The 18,930-nt window shown below is 61.3% G+C and carries 22 protein-coding genes; 14 read left to right on the top strand and 8 right to left on the bottom strand.

Annotation, left to right across the window (positions count from 1 at the left end):
* Window positions 1-152: 152 nt before the first annotated feature.
* On the bottom strand, window positions 153-1,025 hold the full coding sequence (locus ACJ8HH_RS02680; protein WP_197766147.1) for an oxygenase MpaB family protein: 873 nt from the start codon (window positions 1,023-1,025) through the stop codon (window positions 153-155).
* Between the two features lie 241 nt (window positions 1,026-1,266).
* Here ACJ8HH_RS02680 and ACJ8HH_RS02675 point away from each other — a divergent pair, with 241 nt between their 5' ends.
* From ACJ8HH_RS02675 to ACJ8HH_RS02660, 4 genes are all read left to right on the top strand, one after another.
* Window positions 1,267-1,710 (top strand): acetyltransferase, encoded by a 444-nt coding sequence (locus ACJ8HH_RS02675; RefSeq protein WP_015377088.1) that lies wholly within the window; start codon window positions 1,267-1,269, stop codon window positions 1,708-1,710.
* A 265-nt stretch (window positions 1,711-1,975) separates the two neighbouring features.
* Complete coding sequence (locus tag ACJ8HH_RS02670; protein ID WP_033653451.1) at window positions 1,976-3,001, top strand: methionine ABC transporter ATP-binding protein; 1,026 nt, start codon at window positions 1,976-1,978, stop codon at window positions 2,999-3,001.
* Window positions 2,994-3,662 carry a methionine ABC transporter permease gene (locus tag ACJ8HH_RS02665; protein WP_033653452.1) on the top strand — a complete coding sequence of 223 codons (669 nt, stop codon included), beginning with the start codon at window positions 2,994-2,996 and terminating at the stop codon, window positions 3,660-3,662. Before ACJ8HH_RS02670 ends, ACJ8HH_RS02665 begins: the two co-directional genes overlap by 8 nt.
* A gap of 19 nt (window positions 3,663-3,681) precedes the next feature.
* A complete protein-coding gene (locus tag ACJ8HH_RS02660) occupies window positions 3,682-4,500 on the top strand; it encodes a MetQ/NlpA family ABC transporter substrate-binding protein (RefSeq protein ID WP_060428277.1) in 819 nt (272 codons plus the stop codon).
* Window positions 4,501-4,535: 35 nt separating this feature from the next.
* On the opposite strand, the gene ACJ8HH_RS02655 is transcribed toward ACJ8HH_RS02660, so the two are convergent.
* Complete coding sequence (locus ACJ8HH_RS02655) at window positions 4,536-5,180, bottom strand: TetR/AcrR family transcriptional regulator (protein ID WP_033637579.1); 645 nt, start codon at window positions 5,178-5,180, stop codon at window positions 4,536-4,538.
* A 176-nt stretch (window positions 5,181-5,356) separates the two neighbouring features.
* On the opposite strand from ACJ8HH_RS02655, the gene bhsA (ACJ8HH_RS02650) reads away from it, so the two are divergent.
* From bhsA (ACJ8HH_RS02650) to dapF, 3 genes are all read left to right on the top strand, one after another.
* Window positions 5,357-5,614, top strand: coding sequence for a multiple stress resistance protein BhsA (gene bhsA, locus ACJ8HH_RS02650; RefSeq protein ID WP_033637578.1), 258 nt, complete (start codon window positions 5,357-5,359; stop codon window positions 5,612-5,614).
* Between the two features lie 193 nt (window positions 5,615-5,807).
* Entirely contained in the window at window positions 5,808-6,065 is a 258-nt protein-coding gene (gene bhsA, locus ACJ8HH_RS02645; RefSeq protein WP_060451404.1) for a multiple stress resistance protein BhsA, read from the top strand.
* A gap of 113 nt (window positions 6,066-6,178) precedes the next feature.
* Window positions 6,179-7,054, top strand: a complete 876-nt coding sequence (dapF, locus tag ACJ8HH_RS02640) for a diaminopimelate epimerase (RefSeq protein WP_060451403.1) — start codon at window positions 6,179-6,181, stop codon at window positions 7,052-7,054.
* Here dapF and ACJ8HH_RS02635 read toward each other — a convergent pair.
* Both ACJ8HH_RS02635 and ACJ8HH_RS02630 read right to left on the bottom strand, forming a co-directional pair.
* The gene (locus ACJ8HH_RS02635; protein ID WP_060451402.1) at window positions 7,029-8,327 is read right to left on the bottom strand and encodes an SLC13 family permease; all 1,299 of its coding nucleotides are present in this window, start codon (window positions 8,325-8,327) and stop codon (window positions 7,029-7,031) included. The genes dapF and ACJ8HH_RS02635 overlap by 26 nt on opposite strands.
* Before the next feature lie 84 nt (window positions 8,328-8,411).
* The gene (locus tag ACJ8HH_RS02630; RefSeq protein ID WP_079656317.1) at window positions 8,412-9,317 is read right to left on the bottom strand and encodes a bifunctional helix-turn-helix transcriptional regulator/GNAT family N-acetyltransferase; all 906 of its coding nucleotides are present in this window, start codon (window positions 9,315-9,317) and stop codon (window positions 8,412-8,414) included.
* A gap of 481 nt (window positions 9,318-9,798) precedes the next feature.
* On the opposite strand from ACJ8HH_RS02630, the gene ACJ8HH_RS02625 reads away from it, so the two are divergent.
* From ACJ8HH_RS02625 to ACJ8HH_RS02605, 5 genes are all read left to right on the top strand, one after another.
* Window positions 9,799-10,470, top strand: coding sequence for a CsgG/HfaB family protein (locus tag ACJ8HH_RS02625; RefSeq protein ID WP_033647014.1), 672 nt, complete (start codon window positions 9,799-9,801; stop codon window positions 10,468-10,470).
* Window positions 10,471-10,488: 18 nt separating this feature from the next.
* A complete protein-coding gene (locus ACJ8HH_RS02620) occupies window positions 10,489-10,845 on the top strand; it encodes a DUF4810 domain-containing protein (RefSeq protein ID WP_033637573.1) in 357 nt (118 codons plus the stop codon).
* On the top strand, window positions 10,842-11,498 hold the full coding sequence (locus ACJ8HH_RS02615; protein ID WP_060451401.1) for a DUF799 domain-containing protein: 657 nt from the start codon (window positions 10,842-10,844) through the stop codon (window positions 11,496-11,498). Before ACJ8HH_RS02620 ends, ACJ8HH_RS02615 begins: the two co-directional genes overlap by 4 nt.
* A gap of 118 nt (window positions 11,499-11,616) precedes the next feature.
* Window positions 11,617-13,107, top strand: a complete 1,491-nt coding sequence (amyA, locus tag ACJ8HH_RS02610; RefSeq protein ID WP_033647018.1) for an alpha-amylase — start codon at window positions 11,617-11,619, stop codon at window positions 13,105-13,107.
* A gap of 120 nt (window positions 13,108-13,227) precedes the next feature.
* The gene (locus ACJ8HH_RS02605) at window positions 13,228-14,076 is read left to right on the top strand and encodes a PA4780 family RIO1-like protein kinase (protein WP_033637570.1); all 849 of its coding nucleotides are present in this window, start codon (window positions 13,228-13,230) and stop codon (window positions 14,074-14,076) included.
* 9 nt (window positions 14,077-14,085) lie between these two features.
* Here ACJ8HH_RS02605 and ACJ8HH_RS02600 read toward each other — a convergent pair whose 3' ends face one another.
* Complete coding sequence (locus ACJ8HH_RS02600; protein ID WP_015377079.1) at window positions 14,086-14,304, bottom strand: DUF7661 family protein; 219 nt, start codon at window positions 14,302-14,304, stop codon at window positions 14,086-14,088.
* Between the two features lie 69 nt (window positions 14,305-14,373).
* On the opposite strand from ACJ8HH_RS02600, the gene ACJ8HH_RS02595 reads away from it, so the two are divergent.
* Window positions 14,374-15,201 carry a helix-turn-helix transcriptional regulator gene (locus ACJ8HH_RS02595; protein ID WP_060451400.1) on the top strand — a complete coding sequence of 276 codons (828 nt, stop codon included), beginning with the start codon at window positions 14,374-14,376 and terminating at the stop codon, window positions 15,199-15,201.
* On the opposite strand, the gene ACJ8HH_RS02590 is transcribed toward ACJ8HH_RS02595, so the two are convergent.
* From ACJ8HH_RS02590 to lsrG, 3 genes are all read right to left on the bottom strand, one after another.
* Window positions 15,177-15,767, bottom strand: coding sequence for a LysE family translocator (locus ACJ8HH_RS02590; protein WP_033638700.1), 591 nt, complete (start codon window positions 15,765-15,767; stop codon window positions 15,177-15,179). The two genes, ACJ8HH_RS02595 and ACJ8HH_RS02590, sit on opposite strands and share 25 nt — an antisense overlap.
* Window positions 15,768-15,850: 83 nt before the next feature.
* Window positions 15,851-16,756 carry an EamA family transporter gene (locus ACJ8HH_RS02585; RefSeq protein WP_033647025.1) on the bottom strand — a complete coding sequence of 302 codons (906 nt, stop codon included), beginning with the start codon at window positions 16,754-16,756 and terminating at the stop codon, window positions 15,851-15,853.
* Between the two features lie 86 nt (window positions 16,757-16,842).
* Complete coding sequence (gene lsrG, locus ACJ8HH_RS02580; RefSeq protein WP_043146917.1) at window positions 16,843-17,136, bottom strand: (4S)-4-hydroxy-5-phosphonooxypentane-2,3-dione isomerase; 294 nt, start codon at window positions 17,134-17,136, stop codon at window positions 16,843-16,845.
* A gap of 193 nt (window positions 17,137-17,329) precedes the next feature.
* Between lsrG and lsrK the strand changes: the two genes are divergently transcribed.
* Entirely contained in the window at window positions 17,330-18,895 is a 1,566-nt protein-coding gene (lsrK, locus tag ACJ8HH_RS02575) for an autoinducer-2 kinase (RefSeq protein WP_033637567.1), read from the top strand.
* Window positions 18,896-18,930: the final 35 nt, after the last annotated feature.

Here is an 18,930-nt window from a genome sequence, read left to right as displayed (position 1 = left end):
AGGGTCAGGGCGCGGCAGAATCGGCTGCGCGCCAAAAATGGAATGTGGCTTTGCCCCCAAGTGTAAAACGCATTACTGGCCGGATCACCCGTAAAAGTCTCAAAAGCGTCCGTAAACGAAGATAAACAAAGACTAATTATAGCGGCTGTGGCTCATGACGGCTGAGTGATGCGCCGCACCGCGCGCTGATAGGAGCCGTTGCGCATCGACGCGCCCAGCACCTTGCCGAGGCCTGCGGCGCCCGTTCGCACCAGCCGCCGCCGCAGCGCGCCCGGATGAAAACCGAACTGCCGCTGCGCCCAATCGGGTAACAGATCGATGCCCGCCTGCATCACCACCCCGCCGAGCGGGCGCGCCAATGCGCTCGGTGCCGGCGCCTTCAGCAGAATGCGCGCCACCTCTTGCGTGCGTTCATCGCAGACCAGCTGCGGCCGCATCGCCTGCAGGTATTCTTCTATCTCCGCGCAGGACTGAGGAATTGCAGTCGCCCCCAGCGCGGCGGCCACGCGCGCCGCTTCGCGGTAGTATTGATCCTGCAAATCGCGGGAAAGATGGGGGTTGCGGTAGCGCAGGTGGCTGGCCAGAAAACGGCTGCTCTCCGCGACGTGTACCCAGGTCAGCAGCGCCGGATCGCTGGCGGCATAAGGCGTGCCGTCGCTGCCGACGCCGGTCACCCGCAGATGGATAGCGTTGACTTTGGCAATCAGCCGCTGCGCCTCGGCGGTCGGGCCGAAGGTGGTGACCGACACGAACTGGCTGGTGCGGCGCAGGCGGCCAATCATATCTTCGCGGAAGTTGGAGTGATCCCACACCCCGGCCAGCGCCAGCGGGTGCAGCATCTGCAGCAGCAAGGCGCTGACGCCGCCGCACAGCATCGGGGTGAAATCGCGGTGTACCTGCCAGATGACCGACTGCGGGCCGAACAAGCCCGGATCGCCGGGCGGGTTCTCAAAATCGACGCCGCCGAGCGCCAGCCCGGTCAGGCTGAGCACCTGTTTTTCTATCGCTGCGCGTACCGCTTCCATCCTGCTGCCCTCTCGCTCATTCAGCGGCCAGTGTATCACGCGGCGGGCGCCCCATTGCGCCCTGCGGCGGTTGAAAGCATTAACTTACTGAATTACATTTATTATACCGCCGGCAGAAAGGCGGGCCTATTCGATCCACTGCAGAGGCGCTTTGCAGGGCGTTAACCCACGTTAATTCGGCACTAACCCCACAAAACCTCTATCTAGTTTTTTTCCTCCAACTTAGATAGCAGAGAGTTCGATGATTACCATCAGAGCACGCGCGGCGGAAGACAACGCGCAATTGGCAGATATCTGGCTGCGTTCGGTGCGCGCCACTCACCATTTTTTAACCGAAGACAACATCGCGCAGCTGTTCCCGCTGGTGCTGAACGACTACCTGCCGGCGGTTAACGTCTGGGTGGCCGAAGAGCGGCCGGGGCATCCCTGCGGCTTTATCGGCCTGAACGGCAACAAGGTGGAGATGCTGTTTATCGACGCCGATCAGCGCGGCAAAGGGGTGGGCAAAGCGCTGCTCACCCACGCGGAAACGCTGCACGATGAGCTGCAGCTGGACGTAAACGAGCAAAATCCGCAGGCCAGCGGCTTCTACCGCCACTACGGGTTTGTCATCACCGGCCGTTCGCCGCTCGACGGCCAGGGCAACCCGTTCCCGCTGCTGCACATGAAGCTGGACAAACGCTAGCCCTCCCGCCGGCCGCCCTGCGGCCGGTTTTCTCCCCCCCCTGTTTCACCCGCCGTTTTATATATCAAATCAGAATAAGTAATAGAATTTACATTCTTCCTGTCACTATAAACCCTCGGTAGGATTGCCCGGTATTCACCCGCAACAGAGGTTCCGTCCGCCACTCCCCGCCGGGTTGTGCCCGCCGAAAAGCCGAACGATCCCTGTCCGGCGCACCGCGCTCTGGACGGAATGCTGTGATGTATCGATAAGGATCCGCTTCGTTATGATCGTTCTTTCGAACGTTTGCAAAACTTTTGACAGCACACAGGGCCGCGTCGTGGCGGTAGACAACGTCAGTCTGGCGGTAGAGGCCGGGCAAATTTACGGCATCATCGGCTACAGCGGCGCCGGCAAAAGCACGCTCATCCGCCTGCTTAACGGCCTGGAAACGCCCACCAGCGGCCGCATTGACGTAGGCGGCTTCGATATCGCCCGCGCCAAAGGCAGCCACCTGCGCCAGGCGCGCCTGAAAGTCAGCATGGTGTTTCAGCACTTCAACCTGCTGTGGTCGCGCACCGTCAGCCAAAACATCGCATTTTCCATGCAGATCGCCGGCGTGCCCAAGGCGCAGATTGCGCCGCGCGTGGCGGAACTGATCGCGCTGGTCGGCCTGCAGGGGCGTGAAGACGCCTACCCGTCGCAGCTCAGCGGCGGCCAGAAACAGCGCGTCGGCATCGCCCGCGCGCTGGCCAATAACCCGAGCGTGCTGCTGTGCGACGAGGCCACCTCGGCGCTCGATCCGCAGACCACCGACGCCATTCTCGACCTGCTGCTGGATATCAACCGCCAACTGAAATTGACCATCGTGCTGATCACCCACGAGATGCACGTGGTGCGCAAAATCTGCCACCGCGTGGCGGTGATGGAAAACGGCCGCATCGTCGAAGAAGGCCCGGTGCTCGATGTGTTCACCCGGCCACAGCAGCCGATCACCCGGCAGTTCGTCAAACAGGTGTCGCAGTATGCGGATACCGAAGAGAGCTTCAACCCGCTGCTCACCGCCCATCTGCCGGGGGCGATTTTCAAGCTGACCTTCGTGGGCGTGCAAACCCATCAGGCGGTGATCTCTGAAGTGATCCGGCGCTACGCCCTGACCATCAACATTCTGCACGGCAAGATCAGCCACACCCTCAACGGTTCGTTCGGCGAACTGTACATTCACGCCGAAGGCAACGAACAACAAGTCGCCGACATGCTCAGCCTGCTGCACGAAAGAGATATCGCCGTCGAGGTTATCCAACATGATTGAGTCCCTGTTCCCCCACCTGCGTCTGGACTCACTGTGGGACGCCACCTGGGAAACGCTGTACATGACCGGCATCGCCGGTTTGGCCACGCTGGTGCTGGGCATCGTGCTCGGCGTGCTGCTGTTTTTAACCTCGAAAGGCCAGCTGTGGCAGAACCGTGCGGTCTACTCGCTGATCTCCGTGTTGGTCAACGTCTTCCGCTCCATTCCGTTCATCATTCTGATCGTGCTGCTGATCCCGTTTACCAAGTCGCTGATCGGCACCATTCTCGGCGCGGACGCGGCCCTGCCGGCGCTGATCGTCGGCGCGGCGCCGTTCTACGCCCGGCTGGTGGAGATCGCGCTGCGCGAGGTCGACAAAGGGGTGATCGAAGCGGCGCGCTCGATGGGCGCCAAAAACCGCACCCTGATTTTCCGCGTATTGCTGCCGGAAAGCTCGCCGGCGCTGGTTTCCGGCATCACCGTCACCCTGATCGCGCTGGTGAGCTACACCGCGATGGCCGGGGTGATCGGCGCCGGTGGCCTGGGCAACCTGGCCTATCTGGAAGGGTTCCAACGCAACCACAGTGACGTGACGCTGGTGGCGACGCTGACGATTCTGCTGATCGTTTTCGTCATTCAGTTCATCGGCGACACCCTGACAAGAACGCTCGATAAACGTTAATTAACCAAGGAAAACGATGATGAAAAAGCACCTACTGATGTTGGCTTTCGCCTCCGTCGCCACCCTCGCCTCTTACGGCGCCGCCGCGGCGACCAAGCTGGTGGTCGGCGCCTCCAACGTGCCGCACGCCGAGATCCTCGAACAGGCCAAGCCGATACTGGCGAAGGAAGGCATCGACCTGCAGATCAAGCGCTTCCAGGACTACATCCTGCCGAACACCGCCTTGGCCAGCCGCGACATCGACGCCAACTACTTCCAGCACGTGCCTTATCTGAACTCGGTGCTGAAAGACCACGCCGACGACAAGAGCTACGACTTCGTCAGCGCCGGCGCGATCCATATTGAGCCCATCGGCATCTACTCGAAGAAGTACAAGAGCCTGAAAGATCTGCCGGAAAACGGCAAAATCATCATGCGCGACGCGGTGGCGGAAGAAGGCCGCATCCTGTCTATTTTTGAGCGGGAAGGCGTGATCAAGCTGAAGCCGGGGGTAAGCAAGGTGGACGCGCGCATCACCGACGTGGTGGAAAACCCGAAACACCTGAAATTCCAGGCCAACGTTGAGGGCGCGCTGCTGCCGCAGATGTACAACAACGACGAAGGCGACGCGGTGGTGATCAACGCCAACTACGCCATCGACGCCGGGCTGAACCCGACCAAAGATCCGATCGCGGTCGAAAGCGGCGAAAACAACCCGTACGCCAACATCATCACCGTGCACAAGGCCGACGTGAACAAGCCGGAGATCGTGGCGCTGGTGAAGGTGCTGCACTCCAAACCGATTCAGGACTTTATCCGCGAGAAATATCAGGGCGCGGTGATCCCGGTCAATCAGTAATGGGTTACACGGCCCGGTAAAAACCGGGCCGGTTGTTATACCTTATTGCCAATCTGGCTGAGCCGCGGCCACACCAGCATCAACGCCTCCAGCAACCGCAGCAGATCGCTCCGGCTTGCCCCTTCGCGCGCCTGCACCGACATGCCTTCAATGGTGCAAATCACGTATTTCGCCAGCAGCGTGGTGTCGGTTTTCGCCAGCAGTTCGCCCTGCTGCACCTTGCGATCGAAGCAGGCCTTCAGCGCCGCTTCCTGCGCATGATGTTTCCTGCGCAGCATCTGGGCGACGTCGTCGGACGCAGACGATAGCGCGGCCGAGGCGCACACCATAAAGCAGCCTGACGGCGTATCGGGGTCGGTAAACACTTCAACGGAAGAGCGTACGTAGGCCTCGACGATCTCGGCCACCGGCAGATCCTGCTCCAACAGTTGGTTGGTGCAGGTGGTGTATTTTTGCAGATAGCGTTCCACCGCCGCGCGGAACATTCCTTCCTTGTTGCCGAATTCCGCATACAGCGTCGGCGCCTTGGCGCCGGTCACTTCCACCAGATCGGCCAGCGAGGTGGCTTCATAACCGTGCCGCCAGAACAGATCGAGCGCGCTTTCCAGCGCCCGGTCGCGATCAAATTGTTTCGGTCTGCCGCGGCTTTTCTTGCCGCAAACCTCTTCATTGATGCTCATCGTTCCTCTCCTATCCCGCTCCACGGCAGGGTTAGCACAAATAAATTAACGATCATTATAAAAAAATATTGCGCCTTCGTCGAGAACCGATTAGCATTTAGTTATCGATCGTTAAGATAATTTAGCGAAGCGGATTAAAACCCTCTATTCACCGTTATCGGAAAGGAATTAACATTATGAAAAACTTAAAATTAACCTTAGCAGCTCTCACTCTGGCCAGCGTTTCCTTCGGCAGCTTCGCCGCCGATTTAGTCCAGAACCAACCGGCAGACCAGCAGAAAGTGGGCGTCATCACCGTCAGCGGCGCGTCCGATCTGACCTCGCTGGAAAGCAGCCTGGCCGCCAAAGCCGATCAGGCGGGTGCCAAATCCTTCCGCATCATCGGCGCCGGTGGTAACAACCAGCTGCATGGAACCGCAGAAATCTATCAATAACAAGACATTAAACCAGCGGATCGCGAGAAATTCTGCTCCCGACGCCAGGGCATCAAAAAAAATTAATTAACGAGCATTAAAAAAATACTTGCAATCCGTCAAACCGGCATCCAAAATTAAATTATCGATCGTTAATTAATTTAACGACCTTACAAAACAAACATCGTAAAGAACATAGATAGGAAATAAGACCATGAAAAACCTGAAAATGACCATCGCCGCCATCGCACTGGCCTCCGTCTCCTTCGGCAGCTCCGCCGCCGAACTGGTCAACGCTCAACCGGCCGATCTGCAAAAAGCCGGCGTCGTTACCGTCAGCGGTGCTTCCGACCTGAGCAGCCTGGAAAACAAACTGGCGGCCAAAGCCGACGCGGCCGGCGCCAAATCCTTCCAGATCATCGCCACCACCGGCGACAACAAACTGCACGGTACCGCGATCATCTACAATTAATTGCCAGATAGGTAATCGTGCAAAAGGGCGGCTCAGGCCGCCTTTTGTTTGTTTTGACGCCAACGTTCTGTTGTAAGCTGTAGCAACCTTTTTTTGCTGAGCCGAGCAACGACATGACTCCCCTGCTGTTTCACAAATATCACGGCCTGGGCAACGACTACCTGGTATGCCACCGTTCGGTCGCCGATCGTCTGAGCCAGGAACAGATCCGCCTGCTGTGCCACCCGCATTACGGCATCGGTTCCGACGGCCTGCTGATCGACAGCGGCGACGCCGTCAATCCCACCCTGCGCATCATCAACCCGGACGGCTCCGAAGCGGAGAAAAGCGGCAACGGCCTGCGTATCTACGCGCGGTATCTGTTCGACAGCGAGCGCGTAGGGCATCAGCCGTTTCTGGTGCACACCGCCGGCGGCGACGTGCGTTGCCAAGTGGCGGAAGACGCGCATCAGATAACCGTGGAGATGGGGCGCGCCAATTTCAGCCCGGCGGCGCTGCCGGCCTTGATCGATCTGCCGGAGGCGCTGAACTATCCCCTGCCCCTGAGGGAGGAGACGTTAAGCGTTTCGCTGGTGTCGATGGGCAACCCGCACTGCGTGGTGCCGGTGGAGAAACTTGATCTGGCGCAGGTGCATCGGCTCGGACCGCAGATTGAACGCCATCCGCTGTTCCCGAAACGCACCAATGTACAACTGGTGGAAGTGGTCGATCGCCAGACGCTGCGCATCGGCATCTGGGAGCGCGGCGCCGGTTTTACCCTCGCCTCCGGCAGCAGCAGCTGCGCCGCCGCCAGCGTGATGCGCAAGTTGGGACGAGTCGGCGATAGGGTTAGCGTGCGGATGCCTGGCGGCGAACTGCAGATCGCCTTCAGCGGCGATTTTCAGGTCAGCATGCGCGGACCGGTGCATAGAATCGCCACCCTGACGCTGGACGAAGATTGTTTTGCCGGCGGCGCGGGGCTGTTTACGGGATCCACCCCAGCAGCCTGAACCACAGATAGTCCAACGGCACCAGCAGCACAAAGCTGAGCGCGGCCAACAGCAGGCACAGCTTCAGCCCTTCGCGCGCCGGCACTTTGCCCATCCCCATCGCCACCACGATCGGCGAAGCCTGATACGGCAGCAGCGGCGTGGCGTAACCGATCACTTGGGTCATCAGCACCGTCAGCAGCGGCAGGCCGCTGCCCGCGGACAGCGCCTGCGCCAGCGGGGTAAACAGCGCCGGCACGCCGTTGGCGGTCACCACGAAATTCAGCAACGCGGTGATCCCCACCAGCGAACCGAATGCGGTGAACGGTTTGCCGTGCAGATCCGGCATCATCGCCAGCAGCGCACCGCCCAACCGATCGCCAAGCCCCGAGTGGCTGACCAGCGCCGTCAGCCCCAGGATCCCCGCCACGTAGATGCAGGTGCGCACGTTAACCCCGGCGGCGAACTGCTCGCCGTTGAGAAACCCGATACGCGGCAACAGGCACAAGCAGGCCGCCGCCAACCCGATCCAGGCGGGAGCGATGCCGTGCCAGCTGTCGGTCATCCACAGCAACACCGTGGCGCCCAACAGCGCGATTAGCCGCCATTCGGCGGCGCTGAGCGGGGTTTGCGCTGCCTCGGCCGCCACCGGCTGCGGCCGCGCACGGAACAGGCCGCAGATGCACAGCGTCAGCAGCGCGCCTTTGGCAACCCCGAGCACCGGGGCGTGCAACAGCAGGTAAGAGAGATAAGCGAAGTGGCTGCCGTAGGCGCTTTCCGCCGCGCCGCTCATCACCAGGTTGGGCACGTTGGCCGGCAGGATGCTGGCGGAGAGCTGGAAGGTGCCGAACCCCACCGCCAGCGCCAAACCGATGCGGCCGCGCGAGCCCTCCGCCAGACCGGCGCGATCGGCCAACGCCATGACGATCGGCATCAGCAGCGTAATGCGCCCCATGTTGGAAGGCATGACAAACGCCAGCGCGTAGCTTATCGCCACCACGCCGCCCACCAGGCGCGGCCAGGAGCCGGCCAGGTGCGGCAAGAGTCGGTTGGCCAGGCGATCCGCCAAGCCGGTGCTGCGGATGGCGGTGCCCAGCACGAAACCGCTGAGCACCAGCCAGAATGCGGAAGACGCGAAACCGGAAAAGGTCACTGCGGCGGGCGCCAGCTGCAACACCATCACCGCCGCGAAGAACAGCAGCGCGACCAGATACTCCGGTAAGCGGGCGCTGGCCCATAGCGCGATGACCACCAGCGTGACCAGCGCGGACAGCGCCATCGGATCCCCCAACATAGTTTCCTCCCTGATAAAACGTTGTGATTGTTATCAAACGGTTAACAGGGTGGCACAAGGCGCGGGCGCTAACCTTGAAACCGCTCACATATCGTCGTTCTGCAGATTTTTCAGCATGCACACGTTGCAGCCGTGATGGCCGGTGTTGCCGCGCCGTTCCGTCAACAGCGTGAACCCCAGCGCGTAGTACAGCCCGATCGCCTCTTTCAACTGTTCGGTGGTTTCCAGGTAGCAATAGCGATACCCCGCCGCCCGCGCCGCCTTAAGCGCCTGCACCACCATATAGCGCGCCATGCCCAGCCCGCGCGCGCCGGGCTTGAAGAACAGTTTCTGCAGCTCGCAATAGCCGGGCTCTTCGCCCGCCAGCGGCGCCATGCCGACGCCCCCCACCACCTGCCCGTCCCGCTCCAGCACCCAGTAGTGGCCGCCGTTGTCGCGATACAGGCCGGTCAGCCGATCGAGATCCGGATCGTGCAGGCTGACCCCTTCCATCTTGTCCATGCCGTACTCGCGAAACACGTCGCGAATGATCGCCGCCATCGCCGCATCGTCGCGCGCGGCAATCGGCCGTACCCGCAGGTTGGCGTCGCGCTGTTTGCGCGCGCTGCGCAGCGCCGCGGTCATCTTTTTCATCGCCGCCGTAGTGCTCGCCAGCTCATCGTCGTCCAACTGCGCCAGCGCCGCCTGCATAAAACCGTCGGCGTCGCTCTCGATGCCGGCCAGCGCCTTGCCGCCCTTTTTACTCAGCCGATGCAGGTTGTGCCGCCTGTCATCCGGATGATCCACCGTTTCTATCACGCCGGCGGCCACCAGGCTGCGCAGCGCCCGGCTGGCGCTGGCCTTGTCGATGCAAAGCCGGGCCGCCACCTCGGTGACGCCCAGCGGCTGCTCGCTGACTTCGATCATCAGATGGATCTGCAGCGGCGAAAAGCGCGAGCCGTTGCTCTGCTTGTTCAACATGCCGAATTCTCTGACCAAACTGCGCGCCAATGCTCTGAAATCCCTGATGTTCACAATTGATATCCCCGATTAGCTGCCGATGAAAAATGACATTTGGTTGATAGTGTTACCTAATTTTCACTACCTTAACGGATCATCAAGCCGCCATGAACCCCGGCATAACACAGGAGTTGATGCAAAACGTAACATTACTCAATACAACAAACTGATTAGTTAAAATATTTCAGGATTAATGGCCATATGTTTGCGATTAAAAAGACAATAACCCAGACAAAAAATGCACAATCGTGGAAAACGCTGTGATGACAAGAGAAAATCGATACTAATTCATTGAATTCCAATAGGTTACAACAATGTTAATAGCGGCATTAATGCCGATATCTTGTTGTAATTTGTTACATATTCATGGCAGGATCGCGGCGTTTCCATAACGGCGGCAACGTTAGTTATGTCAACGTCGGGCGCGGGTTGCTCCCGCGCTGTTTTATGCTCATGGAGAGATCGCATGCCAATGAAAAAATCACTCGCCGTCTGTTCCGTTGCCCTTTCCGTCACTTTGCTGGCGGGCTGCGCGACCGAATCCTCCCGCTCTTTGGAAGTGCCGAAAGTGGCTTCCTACAACACCACTTATCAGGGCCCACGCAGCCCTATCGCCGTCGGCAAATTCGACAACCGATCCAGCTACATGAACGGCATCTTCTCCGATGGCGTCGATCGGCTGGGCAATCAGTCCAAGACTATCCTGATCACGCATTTGCAGCAGACTGGCCGTTTCAACGTGCTGGATCGCGCCAACATGGAAGAGTTGAAAACTGAAGCCGGCATTAAAGGGAAGGCGCAAACGCTGAAAGGCGCCAACTATGTGATTACCGGCGATGTCACCGAATTCGGCCGTAAAGAAGTCGGCGATCATCAGCTGTGGGGGATTTTGGGCCGTGGTAAATCACAGGTCGCTTACGCCAAAGTCAATCTGAACGTCGTAAACGTACAGACCTCAGAAGTCGTCTATTCCGCTCAGGGCGCCGGTGAATACGAACTGTCCAATCGCGAAATCATCGGTTTCGGGGGCACCGCCAGCTACGACTCCACCCTCAACGGCAAGGTGCTGGATCTGGCCGTGCGTGAAGCCGTCAATAACCTGGTCACCGGTATCGAAAACGGCGCATGGCGCCCTGCTAACTAACGGAATAGAAGCAGAAAGATGATAACTAAAAAAATGGGCGGGGCGCTGTTTGCAGCGACCCTGCTGGCCGGCTGCGCCGCGCCGAAAACGCTTTACAATTGGGATGGCTACCAGACTTCTCTCTATCAATACTACCAGCAGGAGGGGCAAAGCCCTGAGCAGCAGATCGCCACGCTGAAAGAGATCGTCGAGAAATCCCGCGCCAAGGATAAAGCCGTACCGCCAGGTCTGCATGCGCAGCTGGGGCTGCTGTACAGCAAAATCGGCAACGACGGACAAGCCATGAATGAATTCAACACGGAAAAAACGCTGTTCCCGGAGTCGGCGCCGTTTATGAATTTCCTGATGGCCAGGGATAAAGGGAGCTTTAAATGAAACGTGTACTCACTTTCCTCGCCGTTGCCGCCACCCTGTTGCTTAGCGGCTGTGCCAAGCAGACGCCTTATGACTATGCGGCGTTCCATGAGAGCAAGCCGAAGTCGATCCTGGTCTTGCCGCCGGTTAACCAGTCGCCGGACGTCAAAGCCAGCCACAGCGTGCTCGCCAGCGCCACCTTGCCGCTGGCCGAGGCCGGTTACTATGTGTTGCCGGTCGCTGTAGTGGAGGAAACCTTCCTGCAAAACGGCCTAACCAACGCCAACGACATCCGCGCCGTCAGTCCGAAAAAACTGCACCAGATTTTCGGCGCCGACACCGTGCTGTACCTGGATGTCACGCAATACGGCACCAGCTACATGGTGATCAGCAGCGAAACCCGCGTTACCGTAGTCGCTCGCCTGGTCGATCTGCGCAACGGCAAACAGCTGTGGGCCGGCACCGCCACCGCATCCAGCAACGAAGGCAACAACAACTCCGGTGGCCTGCTGGGCATGGTGATCAGCGCCGCGATTTCGCAAATCGCCGATACCATCAGCGACAAAGGATTTGATGTTGGCGCCATCGCCAACACCCGCCTGCTATCGGCGACAGGTCAGAACGGCGCCATTCTTTATGGCCCACGCTCACCTCATTACGCCAGCCAGCGTTAAGCCGTCTCTCGGGCGGCCTTCTCGGGCCGCCTATGCCAAACTTGTCCCTTTTGCCAAAAGTAGCCCATGCTTTAACGGCAACTGCTCCTCTCCTTCTGGCTAACCGGGACGCTGGCTCATGACGAAAAAAACCACCCTGCTGCAATTCTTCCACTGGTACTACCCCGACGGCGGCAAACTGTGGCAGGAGGCCGCCGAGCGCGCGCCGCACCTCGCCGAACTGGGCATCACCGATCTGTGGCTGCCGCCCGCCTGCAAGGGCGCTTCCGGCGGCTACTCCGTCGGCTACGATACTTACGATCTGTTCGATCTCGGCGAGTTTGACCAGAAAGGCAGCGTGGCCACCAAATACGGCGACAAGGCGGCGCTCGAACACGCCGCCAATACGCTGCGCGAACACGGCGTGGGGGTGCTCTACGACGTGGTGTTCAACCACAAGCTCGGCGCGGACGAGAAAGAACAGGTACACGTGTTCAAGGTGGACGCCAACAACCGCAACGACATCGACGACCAGGGCTTCGACGCGCTGGCCTACACCCGCTTCACCTTCCCCGGCCGCCAGGGTGTGCATTCCGAGTTTATCTGGGATTACAAATGCTTCAGCGGCGTCGACTACGTTGAGCAGCCGGACGACAAAGGGGTGTTCAAAATCGCCAACGACTATGGCGACGACGGCTGGAACGATCAGGTCGACGACGAAAAGGGCAACTACGACTATCTGATGGGCGCCGACGTGGAGTTCCGCAATACCGCCGTGACGGAGGAGCTCAAATACTGGGCGCGCTGGCTGTTGGAAAGCCTGCCGTGCGACGGCTTCCGCCTGGACGCCGCCAAACACATTCCCGCCTGGTTCTTCAAAGAGTGGGCGGATCACGTGCGCGACAGCGCGCAGCGCGACCTGCTGATCGTTGCCGAATACTGGTCGCACGATCTGAGCGCGCTGCAGCAATACATCGAGTTGGTGGACGGCAAGGTGATGCTGTTCGACGTGGCGCTGCACCTGAAGTTTCATCAGGCGTCGAAACAGGGCGACGGCTTCGACATGGCGCAAATCTTCACCGATACCCTGACCGCCGCCGATCCGGCCCACGCGGTGACGCTGGTCGCCAACCACGACACCCAGCCGCTGCAGTCGCTGGAAGCGCCGGTGGAACCCTGGTTCAAACCGCTGGCCTACGCGCTGATCCTGCTGCGCGAACAGGGCGTGCCCTGCGTGTTTTATCCCGACCTGTATGGCGCCAGCTACCGCGACAAGGGGCGCGACGGCGGCGAGTACCAGATTGATATGCCGGCGATCCCGGAGCTGGAGAAGCTGATCGCCGCCCGCCAGCGTTTCGCCAACGGCCCGCAAACCGACTACTTCGACGACAGCCACTGCGTGGCCTTCAGCCGCGCCGGCACCGCCGAGGCCCCCGGCTGCGTGGTGGTGCTGACCAACGGCGGCGAAAGCGGCAAGACGGTCGCGCTGGGCGCCGATCTGGCGCACACCGCCTGGCGCGATTTCCTCGGCAACCGTCAGGAGGAAATCACCACCGACGACCAGGGCAGCGCCCATTTCCCGGTCAACGCCGGCAGCGTCAGCGTCTGGGTGCCGGCCGCCAGCCTGTAAGCGCCCGCCGCCGCGCAATGATGCAGCGGCGGCAAAACTAATGTTTGCCTTTCGGGTCTAACTTACGCTATCAACTGCGCAAGCCATTCACACCGGAGCCTAAATAGGGTACAAGGCTGCATGAAAATTCCAAAACGACTCCAGCCGCTGGTTGATGACGGATTAATCGACGACGTCATCCGCCGGTTGAAAAGCGGCAAAGAAGCCGACGTGTTTATCGTGCGCTGCGGCGATGAGATCCGCTGCGCCAAAGTGTACAAAGAGGCCGAGAAGCGCAACTTCAAGCAGGCCGTTCACTATCAGGAAGGGCGCAAGGTGCGCAACAGCCGCGACGCGCGCGCCATGAGCAAAGGCTCCAAGTTCGGCCGCCAGCAGCAGGAAGAAGCCTGGCAAAACACCGAAGTGGACGCGCTGTATCTGCTGGCCAAGGCCGGGGTGCGGGTGCCGCAGCCGGATATCTGCCTGGACGGCGTGCTACTGATGGAGCTGATCACCGACGAAGAAGGCCTGGTGGCACCGCGCCTGAGCGATGTCATCCTGACGCCGGAACAGGCGCGCGCCGATCACGCCCTGATGATGAACTACGCGGTGCGCATGCTGTGCGCCGGCCTGGTCCACGGCGACCTGTCGGAATTCAACGTGCTGATGGATAAAGACGGGCCGGTGATCATCGATCTGCCGCAGGTGGTGGACGCCGCCGCCAACAACCACGCCAAAAGCATGTTCGAGCGCGATATCGGCAATCTGGCGGAGTATTACGGCCAGTTCGCGCCGGAGCTGCGCGATAGCCAATACGCCAAAGAGATTTGGGCGCTGTATCAGGAAGGCAACCTGACGCCGGACAGCGTCCTCAGCGGCCGGTTCAGCGAAACCCTGAAACGCGCCGACGTCGGCTCGGTGCTGGAAGAGATCCAGGCCGCCGGCGAGGAGCATCAACGCCGCATGATGGCGCGCAACGCGGAAGAGTAACGCGCCGCGCTATTCGACGCGAAACACCTCCGGCCGCTGCGGCGTCGCCGCCTCGTGATAAATATCCCCCAGATAGCCGGCGATCTCCTCTTCGCGCAGGTCGGCCGGCAGCACGATATCGTAGCTGGGGGCATACTTGCGCTCCGGCAGCGTCACGCGGAACAGCCGCCATTCGTCCCCGATGCGCTTCACGCCCAGCAGACGGCCGAATACGTTAAAAATCATCATCCGCCATTCCCCCTCTCGTCGCTTTCAGGCTATAACACTGTGATGCCGCCGCAGTGAAAAGGAAAGCGTATGAGTGAAAAAACGCCGCAGTTCTGGCGCGATCCGCAGTTGCCGTTCGTCGAAGCCCGCGCCATCGCGGATGGCCGTCAGGTGTGCTACAGCCTGCACAGCCACGAATTCTTTTCCATCGGCGCCATCACCGGCGGCGTCAGCACCTATGTCAACGGCGAGCGGCGCATGCAGGTCAGCGCCGGCGATTTGGTTGTCATCAACCCGCAGCAGGCGCATGCCTGCAACCCCATCGCCGATCGGCGTTGGTCGTACATCATGTTCTATCTCGATCTCGCTTGGCTCGGCGCGCTGCAGCAGGAGCTGCTCGGCGGCGACGGCGACCGTTTTGTTCCGTTCAGTCAGCCGCTGAGCCGCGATCCGGCGCTGTTCCACGGCCTGAACCGGCTTTATGCGCTGCTGACGGATCCGCTGTGCAGCGCGCTGGAAAAACAGATCGCCATGGTGGAGTATTTCAGCGCCCTGCAGCTCGGGCTGGGCGATGCCCGCCAACCGGAGACACTGCCGCATACCCGACTGGAAGCGGCGGCGGCGTTTATTGACGCGCACTGCACCCGGCCGCTGACGCTGGACGACATTTGCCGCGCCGCCGCGCTGTCCCCTTCTTACCTGATCCGCGCCTTCCGCCAGCGCTACGGCATGACGCCGCACGCCTATCTGGTTAACCGCCGCGTGCAGCACGGCCATCGGCTGTTGAAAAGCGGCCTGCCGATCGCCGCGGCCGCCAGCGAAAGCGGCTTTGCCGATCAGGCGCACTTCCAGCGCACCTTCAAACAGCTGCTGGCCGCCACGCCGGGGCAGTATCAAAAACCCTCCGCCAGCAGATAGCAGGCGCTGGCCGCCAGCAACGCCGCCATTGCGCGGTTGAAACGCCGCACGTTGCGCGCCTGCCTGAGCAGGCCGCGCAGCATCGCGCCGACATAGGCCCAGCAGGCCACCGAGGCATAGCAAATCACGAAGTAGAGCCCGGCGAACTGCCACAGCAGCCGGATGTCGCCGTCGCCGACAAAAGCGCCGAGGCTGGCCACCGACGCCAGCCACGCCTTGGGGTTCAGCCATTGCATCAGCGCGCCGTAGCGGCAGGAAGGCGCCCGCGCCGCGCCGCTGCCCAACCTGCCGTCGTCAAACGCCAGCCGATAGGCCATAAACAGCAGGAAAGCCACGCCGGCCCACTGAATCAAGCGGGTCAGCGCCGGCCACAGGATCAGCAGCTGGTGCATGCCCAATCCCAGCAGCACCAGCAACAGGGTAAACCCCAGCGTGGCGCCGAACACGTGGCGCTGGGCCGCGCCAAAGCCGAATTGCGCCCCGGCGCTCAATGCGACGATGTTGACCGGGCCGGGGGTGATGGAGGCCGCCAGCGCAAACGCGGCCATGGAAAGGTAGATATTCATGATGGTCACCTGAGAAAGTATTCACAGGCGCCAGAATGCCGACCGCCGTCGACAAGGTATTGAACAGAATTGCCCTGTTCGGTTTAACGCGCGATCGCCGCCCGGCGGCGCGGCAGCCCGAAGGTGTTGACCGCCATGCCGCCCAGCACCAGCAATGCGCCGCCGAACTGCGCCGGCGACAGCGCTTCGTCCAGCAGCAGCCAGGCGGCGAACAGCCCGACCAGCGGCACCAGCAGCGTCAGCGGCGCAACGCGCCAGGTTTCATAGCGCCCCAGCAGGCTGCCCCACACCGAATAGCCGAACAGCGTGGCGGCAAACGCCAGGTAGGCAACCGCCAGCCAGGTGCCGACCTGCACATGGCCCAGGCTGCTCAGCACCGCCTGCGGGCCGTCGAACAGCCAGCTGCAGGCCAGGAACGGCACGACCGGGATCGGCGCGCTCCACACCACCAGCGACAAAATGTTGCGCTGCGGGAAACCGGCCAGGATCTTCTTGTTGGTCAGGTTGCCCAGCGCCCAGGAAAACGCCGCCGCCAGCGTCAGCAGCAGGCCCGCCAGGGGGACCGCGCCGCTGCCCGGCTTATGCAGGCTGGCCTGCGCCAGCACCAGCATGCCGCCGCTGGCGATAGCGATGCCGACGAAATGGTTGACGCGCAGCTTTTCGCCCATCAGCACGACACCCAACAGCAGGGTGAAGAACACCTGCGCCTGCAACACCAGCGAAGCCAGCCCCGCCGGCATGCCCACCTTGATGGCGACAAACAGGAAGGCAAACTGCGCGAAGCTCATGGTCATGCCGTACAGCAGCAGCCATTTCCACGGGATCGTCGGGCGCGGGATAAAGAAGATCGCCGGCAACGCCACCAGCAAAAAACGCATCCCGGCCAGCAGAAACGGCGGCATGCCCTGTAAACCGAACTTGATCACGACGAAATTCACGCCCCAGATCACCACCACCAACAGCGCCAACAGCCGATCGCGCAATGTCATCCTCGCCCCGCTTATCCCATTGAAAATCGCTTTAGCTTGCAGGTTACAACCAAACCAGGCGTATGGACACCGGCAAACGCCGGCGATTATTCCGGCATCAGGCCGATAAAGGTGGTCTTCTTGCGCGGGCCGGTCATCAGCGCTTCCAGCTTCTCCACGCACTGCAGGTAGTGCGGGGTCTGCTTGTGCGCCGCCACCGCCTGCTCGTCGCGATAGGCTTCGTAGATGTAAAACCGCGTCGGAATCTGTTCGTCCTGCAGCACGTCGAAGCGCAGGTTGCCCGGCTCTTCGATTGCCCCCCGATGATTGGCGCGGAAAACATCGATAAATTCGTCGATTTTGTCTTGTTTAACGTTGATCTCAACCAATGTGACGTGCATGACAGCTCCTTGTTTGAACGGCGCGCCGTAGCATGGCGCTTTCCAACCATAGGTTTATTCCCGTCGATTGCCCTGCCGCAACGGCAATTTTGCCGCCTGGCTCACAAATCGCATCGGCGACGCCCACTCCTCCCCCGGCGGGGTATGGCGGCGGCATCTATAGTTAACACTCCTCCCCCTGAGAGCATAGGCTATGGATAACTACTTGATGGCGCTGGACGCAGGAACGGGCAGTATTCGCGCGGTGATCTTCGATCTGGCGGGCAATCAGATCGCGCACGGCCAGGCGGAGTGGCAACACCTGGCGGTGCCGGGCGTGCCCGGCTCGATGGAGTTTGACCTCAGCCGCAACTGGCAGCTGGCCTGCCAGTGCATTCGCCAGGCCTTGCAGCGCGCCGGGCTGACGGCGCAGGCGATACGCGCGGTGGCCTGCTGCTCGATGCGTGAAGGCATCGTTCTGTACGACCGCAACGGCGTGCCGATCTGGGCCTGCGCCAACGTCGACGCGCGCGCCAGCCACGAAGTCAGCGAGCTGAAAGAGTTGCATAACCACGGCTTCGAACGCGAGGTGTATCAATACTCCGGCCAGACGCTGGCGCTGAGTGCCATGCCGCGTCTGCTGTGGCTGGCGCACCATCGGCCGGACATCTACCGCCAGGCGGCGACGCTGACCATGATCAGCGACTGGCTGGCCAACATGCTCAGCGGCGAGCTGGCGGTCGATCCTTCCAACGCCGGCACCACCGGCATGCTGGATCTGACCAGCCGCGACTGGCGGCCGGCGCTGCTCGACATGGCCGGGCTGCGCGCCGATATTTTGTCGCCGGTGAAAGAAACCGGCAGCGTGCTGGGGCGCGTCACCGAACAGGCGGCGCAGGAGAGCGGGCTGCTGCGCGGCACCCCGGTGGTGATGGGCGGCGGCGACGTGCAGCTCGGCAGCCTGGGGCTTGGCATCGTGCGCGCCGGGCAGACGGCGGTGCTCGGCGGCACCTTCTGGCAGCAGATCGTCAACCTGCCGGAGCCGGCCATCGATCCGGAAATGAACATCCGCATCAACCCCCACGTCATTCCCGGCATGGCGCAGGCGGAATCCATCAGCTTCTTTACCGGCCTGACCATGCGCTGGTTCCGCGACGCCTTCTGCGCGGAGGAAAAATTGCTGGCGGAGCGGCTGGGGGTCGATGCCTACAGCCTGCTGGAAGAGATGGCGGCCAGGGTACCGCCGGGCGCCTACGGCGTGATGCCGATTTTCTCCGACGCCATGCATTTCAAAACCTGGTATCACGCGGCGCCGTCGTTCATCAATATGTCGATCGACCCGGAGCGCTGCAATAAACAGACGCTGTTCCGCGCGCTGGAGGAGAACGCCGCCATCGTCTCCGCCTGCAACCTGGAGCAGATCGCCGCCTTCTCCGGCGTGCAGGCGCGCTCGCTGGTGTTCGCCGGCGGCGGCGCCAAGGGCAAGCTGTGGAGCCAGATCCTCAGCGACGTCACCGGGTTGACGGTGCGGGTGCCGGTGGTGAAAGAAGCCACCGCGCTGGGCTGCGCGATCGCCGCCGGCGTCGGCGCCGGGCTGTTCGAGTCGCTGGCCGAAACCGGCGAACGCCTGGTGCGCTGGGAGCGCGAGCATCAACCCGACATGACCCACCATGCGCTGTATCAGGAACAGAAAGAAACCTGGCGGCAGGTTTACGCCGATCAGCTGACGCTGGTGGATAACGGCCTGACCACCTCGCTGTGGAAAGCGCCGGGGCTTTAAACGCAAGCGGCATTCGGTCATAACCTTATGCCGTT

The sequence above is a fragment of the Serratia sp. CY32780 genome, from assembly GCF_052169135.1.
Classification (GTDB): domain Bacteria; phylum Pseudomonadota; class Gammaproteobacteria; order Enterobacterales; family Enterobacteriaceae; genus Serratia; species Serratia sarumanii.
The sequence above is the reverse complement of the archived record's forward strand: the minus strand, read 5'-3'. Positions and strand labels throughout refer to the sequence as shown.

Coding starts and splice junctions, on each gene's coding strand:
- ACJ8HH_RS02605 (WP_033637570.1), top strand. CDS start 13,228: ATGAAAATTCCAAAACGACTCCAGCCGCTGGTTGATGACGGATTAATC.
- ACJ8HH_RS02655 (WP_033637579.1), bottom strand. CDS start 5,180: ATGAGCATCAATGAAGAGGTTTGCGGCAAGAAAAGCCGCGGCAGACCG.
- ACJ8HH_RS02585 (WP_033647025.1), bottom strand. CDS start 16,756: ATGACATTGCGCGATCGGCTGTTGGCGCTGTTGGTGGTGGTGATCTGG.
- ACJ8HH_RS02615 (WP_060451401.1), top strand. CDS start 10,842: ATGAAACGTGTACTCACTTTCCTCGCCGTTGCCGCCACCCTGTTGCTT.
- ACJ8HH_RS02590 (WP_033638700.1), bottom strand. CDS start 15,767: ATGAATATCTACCTTTCCATGGCCGCGTTTGCGCTGGCGGCCTCCATC.
- amyA (WP_033647018.1), top strand. CDS start 11,617: ATGACGAAAAAAACCACCCTGCTGCAATTCTTCCACTGGTACTACCCC.
- lsrK (WP_033637567.1), top strand. CDS start 17,330: ATGGATAACTACTTGATGGCGCTGGACGCAGGAACGGGCAGTATTCGC.
- ACJ8HH_RS02595 (WP_060451400.1), top strand. CDS start 14,374: ATGAGTGAAAAAACGCCGCAGTTCTGGCGCGATCCGCAGTTGCCGTTC.
- dapF (WP_060451403.1), top strand. CDS start 6,179: ATGACTCCCCTGCTGTTTCACAAATATCACGGCCTGGGCAACGACTAC.
- lsrG (WP_043146917.1), bottom strand. CDS start 17,136: ATGCACGTCACATTGGTTGAGATCAACGTTAAACAAGACAAAATCGAC.
- bhsA (WP_060451404.1), top strand. CDS start 5,808: ATGAAAAACCTGAAAATGACCATCGCCGCCATCGCACTGGCCTCCGTC.
- ACJ8HH_RS02625 (WP_033647014.1), top strand. CDS start 9,799: ATGAAAAAATCACTCGCCGTCTGTTCCGTTGCCCTTTCCGTCACTTTG.
- ACJ8HH_RS02670 (WP_033653451.1), top strand. CDS start 1,976: ATGATCGTTCTTTCGAACGTTTGCAAAACTTTTGACAGCACACAGGGC.
- ACJ8HH_RS02620 (WP_033637573.1), top strand. CDS start 10,489: ATGATAACTAAAAAAATGGGCGGGGCGCTGTTTGCAGCGACCCTGCTG.
- ACJ8HH_RS02600 (WP_015377079.1), bottom strand. CDS start 14,304: ATGATGATTTTTAACGTATTCGGCCGTCTGCTGGGCGTGAAGCGCATC.
- ACJ8HH_RS02675 (WP_015377088.1), top strand. CDS start 1,267: ATGATTACCATCAGAGCACGCGCGGCGGAAGACAACGCGCAATTGGCA.
- ACJ8HH_RS02635 (WP_060451402.1), bottom strand. CDS start 8,327: ATGTTGGGGGATCCGATGGCGCTGTCCGCGCTGGTCACGCTGGTGGTC.
- ACJ8HH_RS02665 (WP_033653452.1), top strand. CDS start 2,994: ATGATTGAGTCCCTGTTCCCCCACCTGCGTCTGGACTCACTGTGGGAC.
- ACJ8HH_RS02680 (WP_197766147.1), bottom strand. CDS start 1,025: ATGGAAGCGGTACGCGCAGCGATAGAAAAACAGGTGCTCAGCCTGACC.
- bhsA (WP_033637578.1), top strand. CDS start 5,357: ATGAAAAACTTAAAATTAACCTTAGCAGCTCTCACTCTGGCCAGCGTT.
- ACJ8HH_RS02660 (WP_060428277.1), top strand. CDS start 3,682: ATGAAAAAGCACCTACTGATGTTGGCTTTCGCCTCCGTCGCCACCCTC.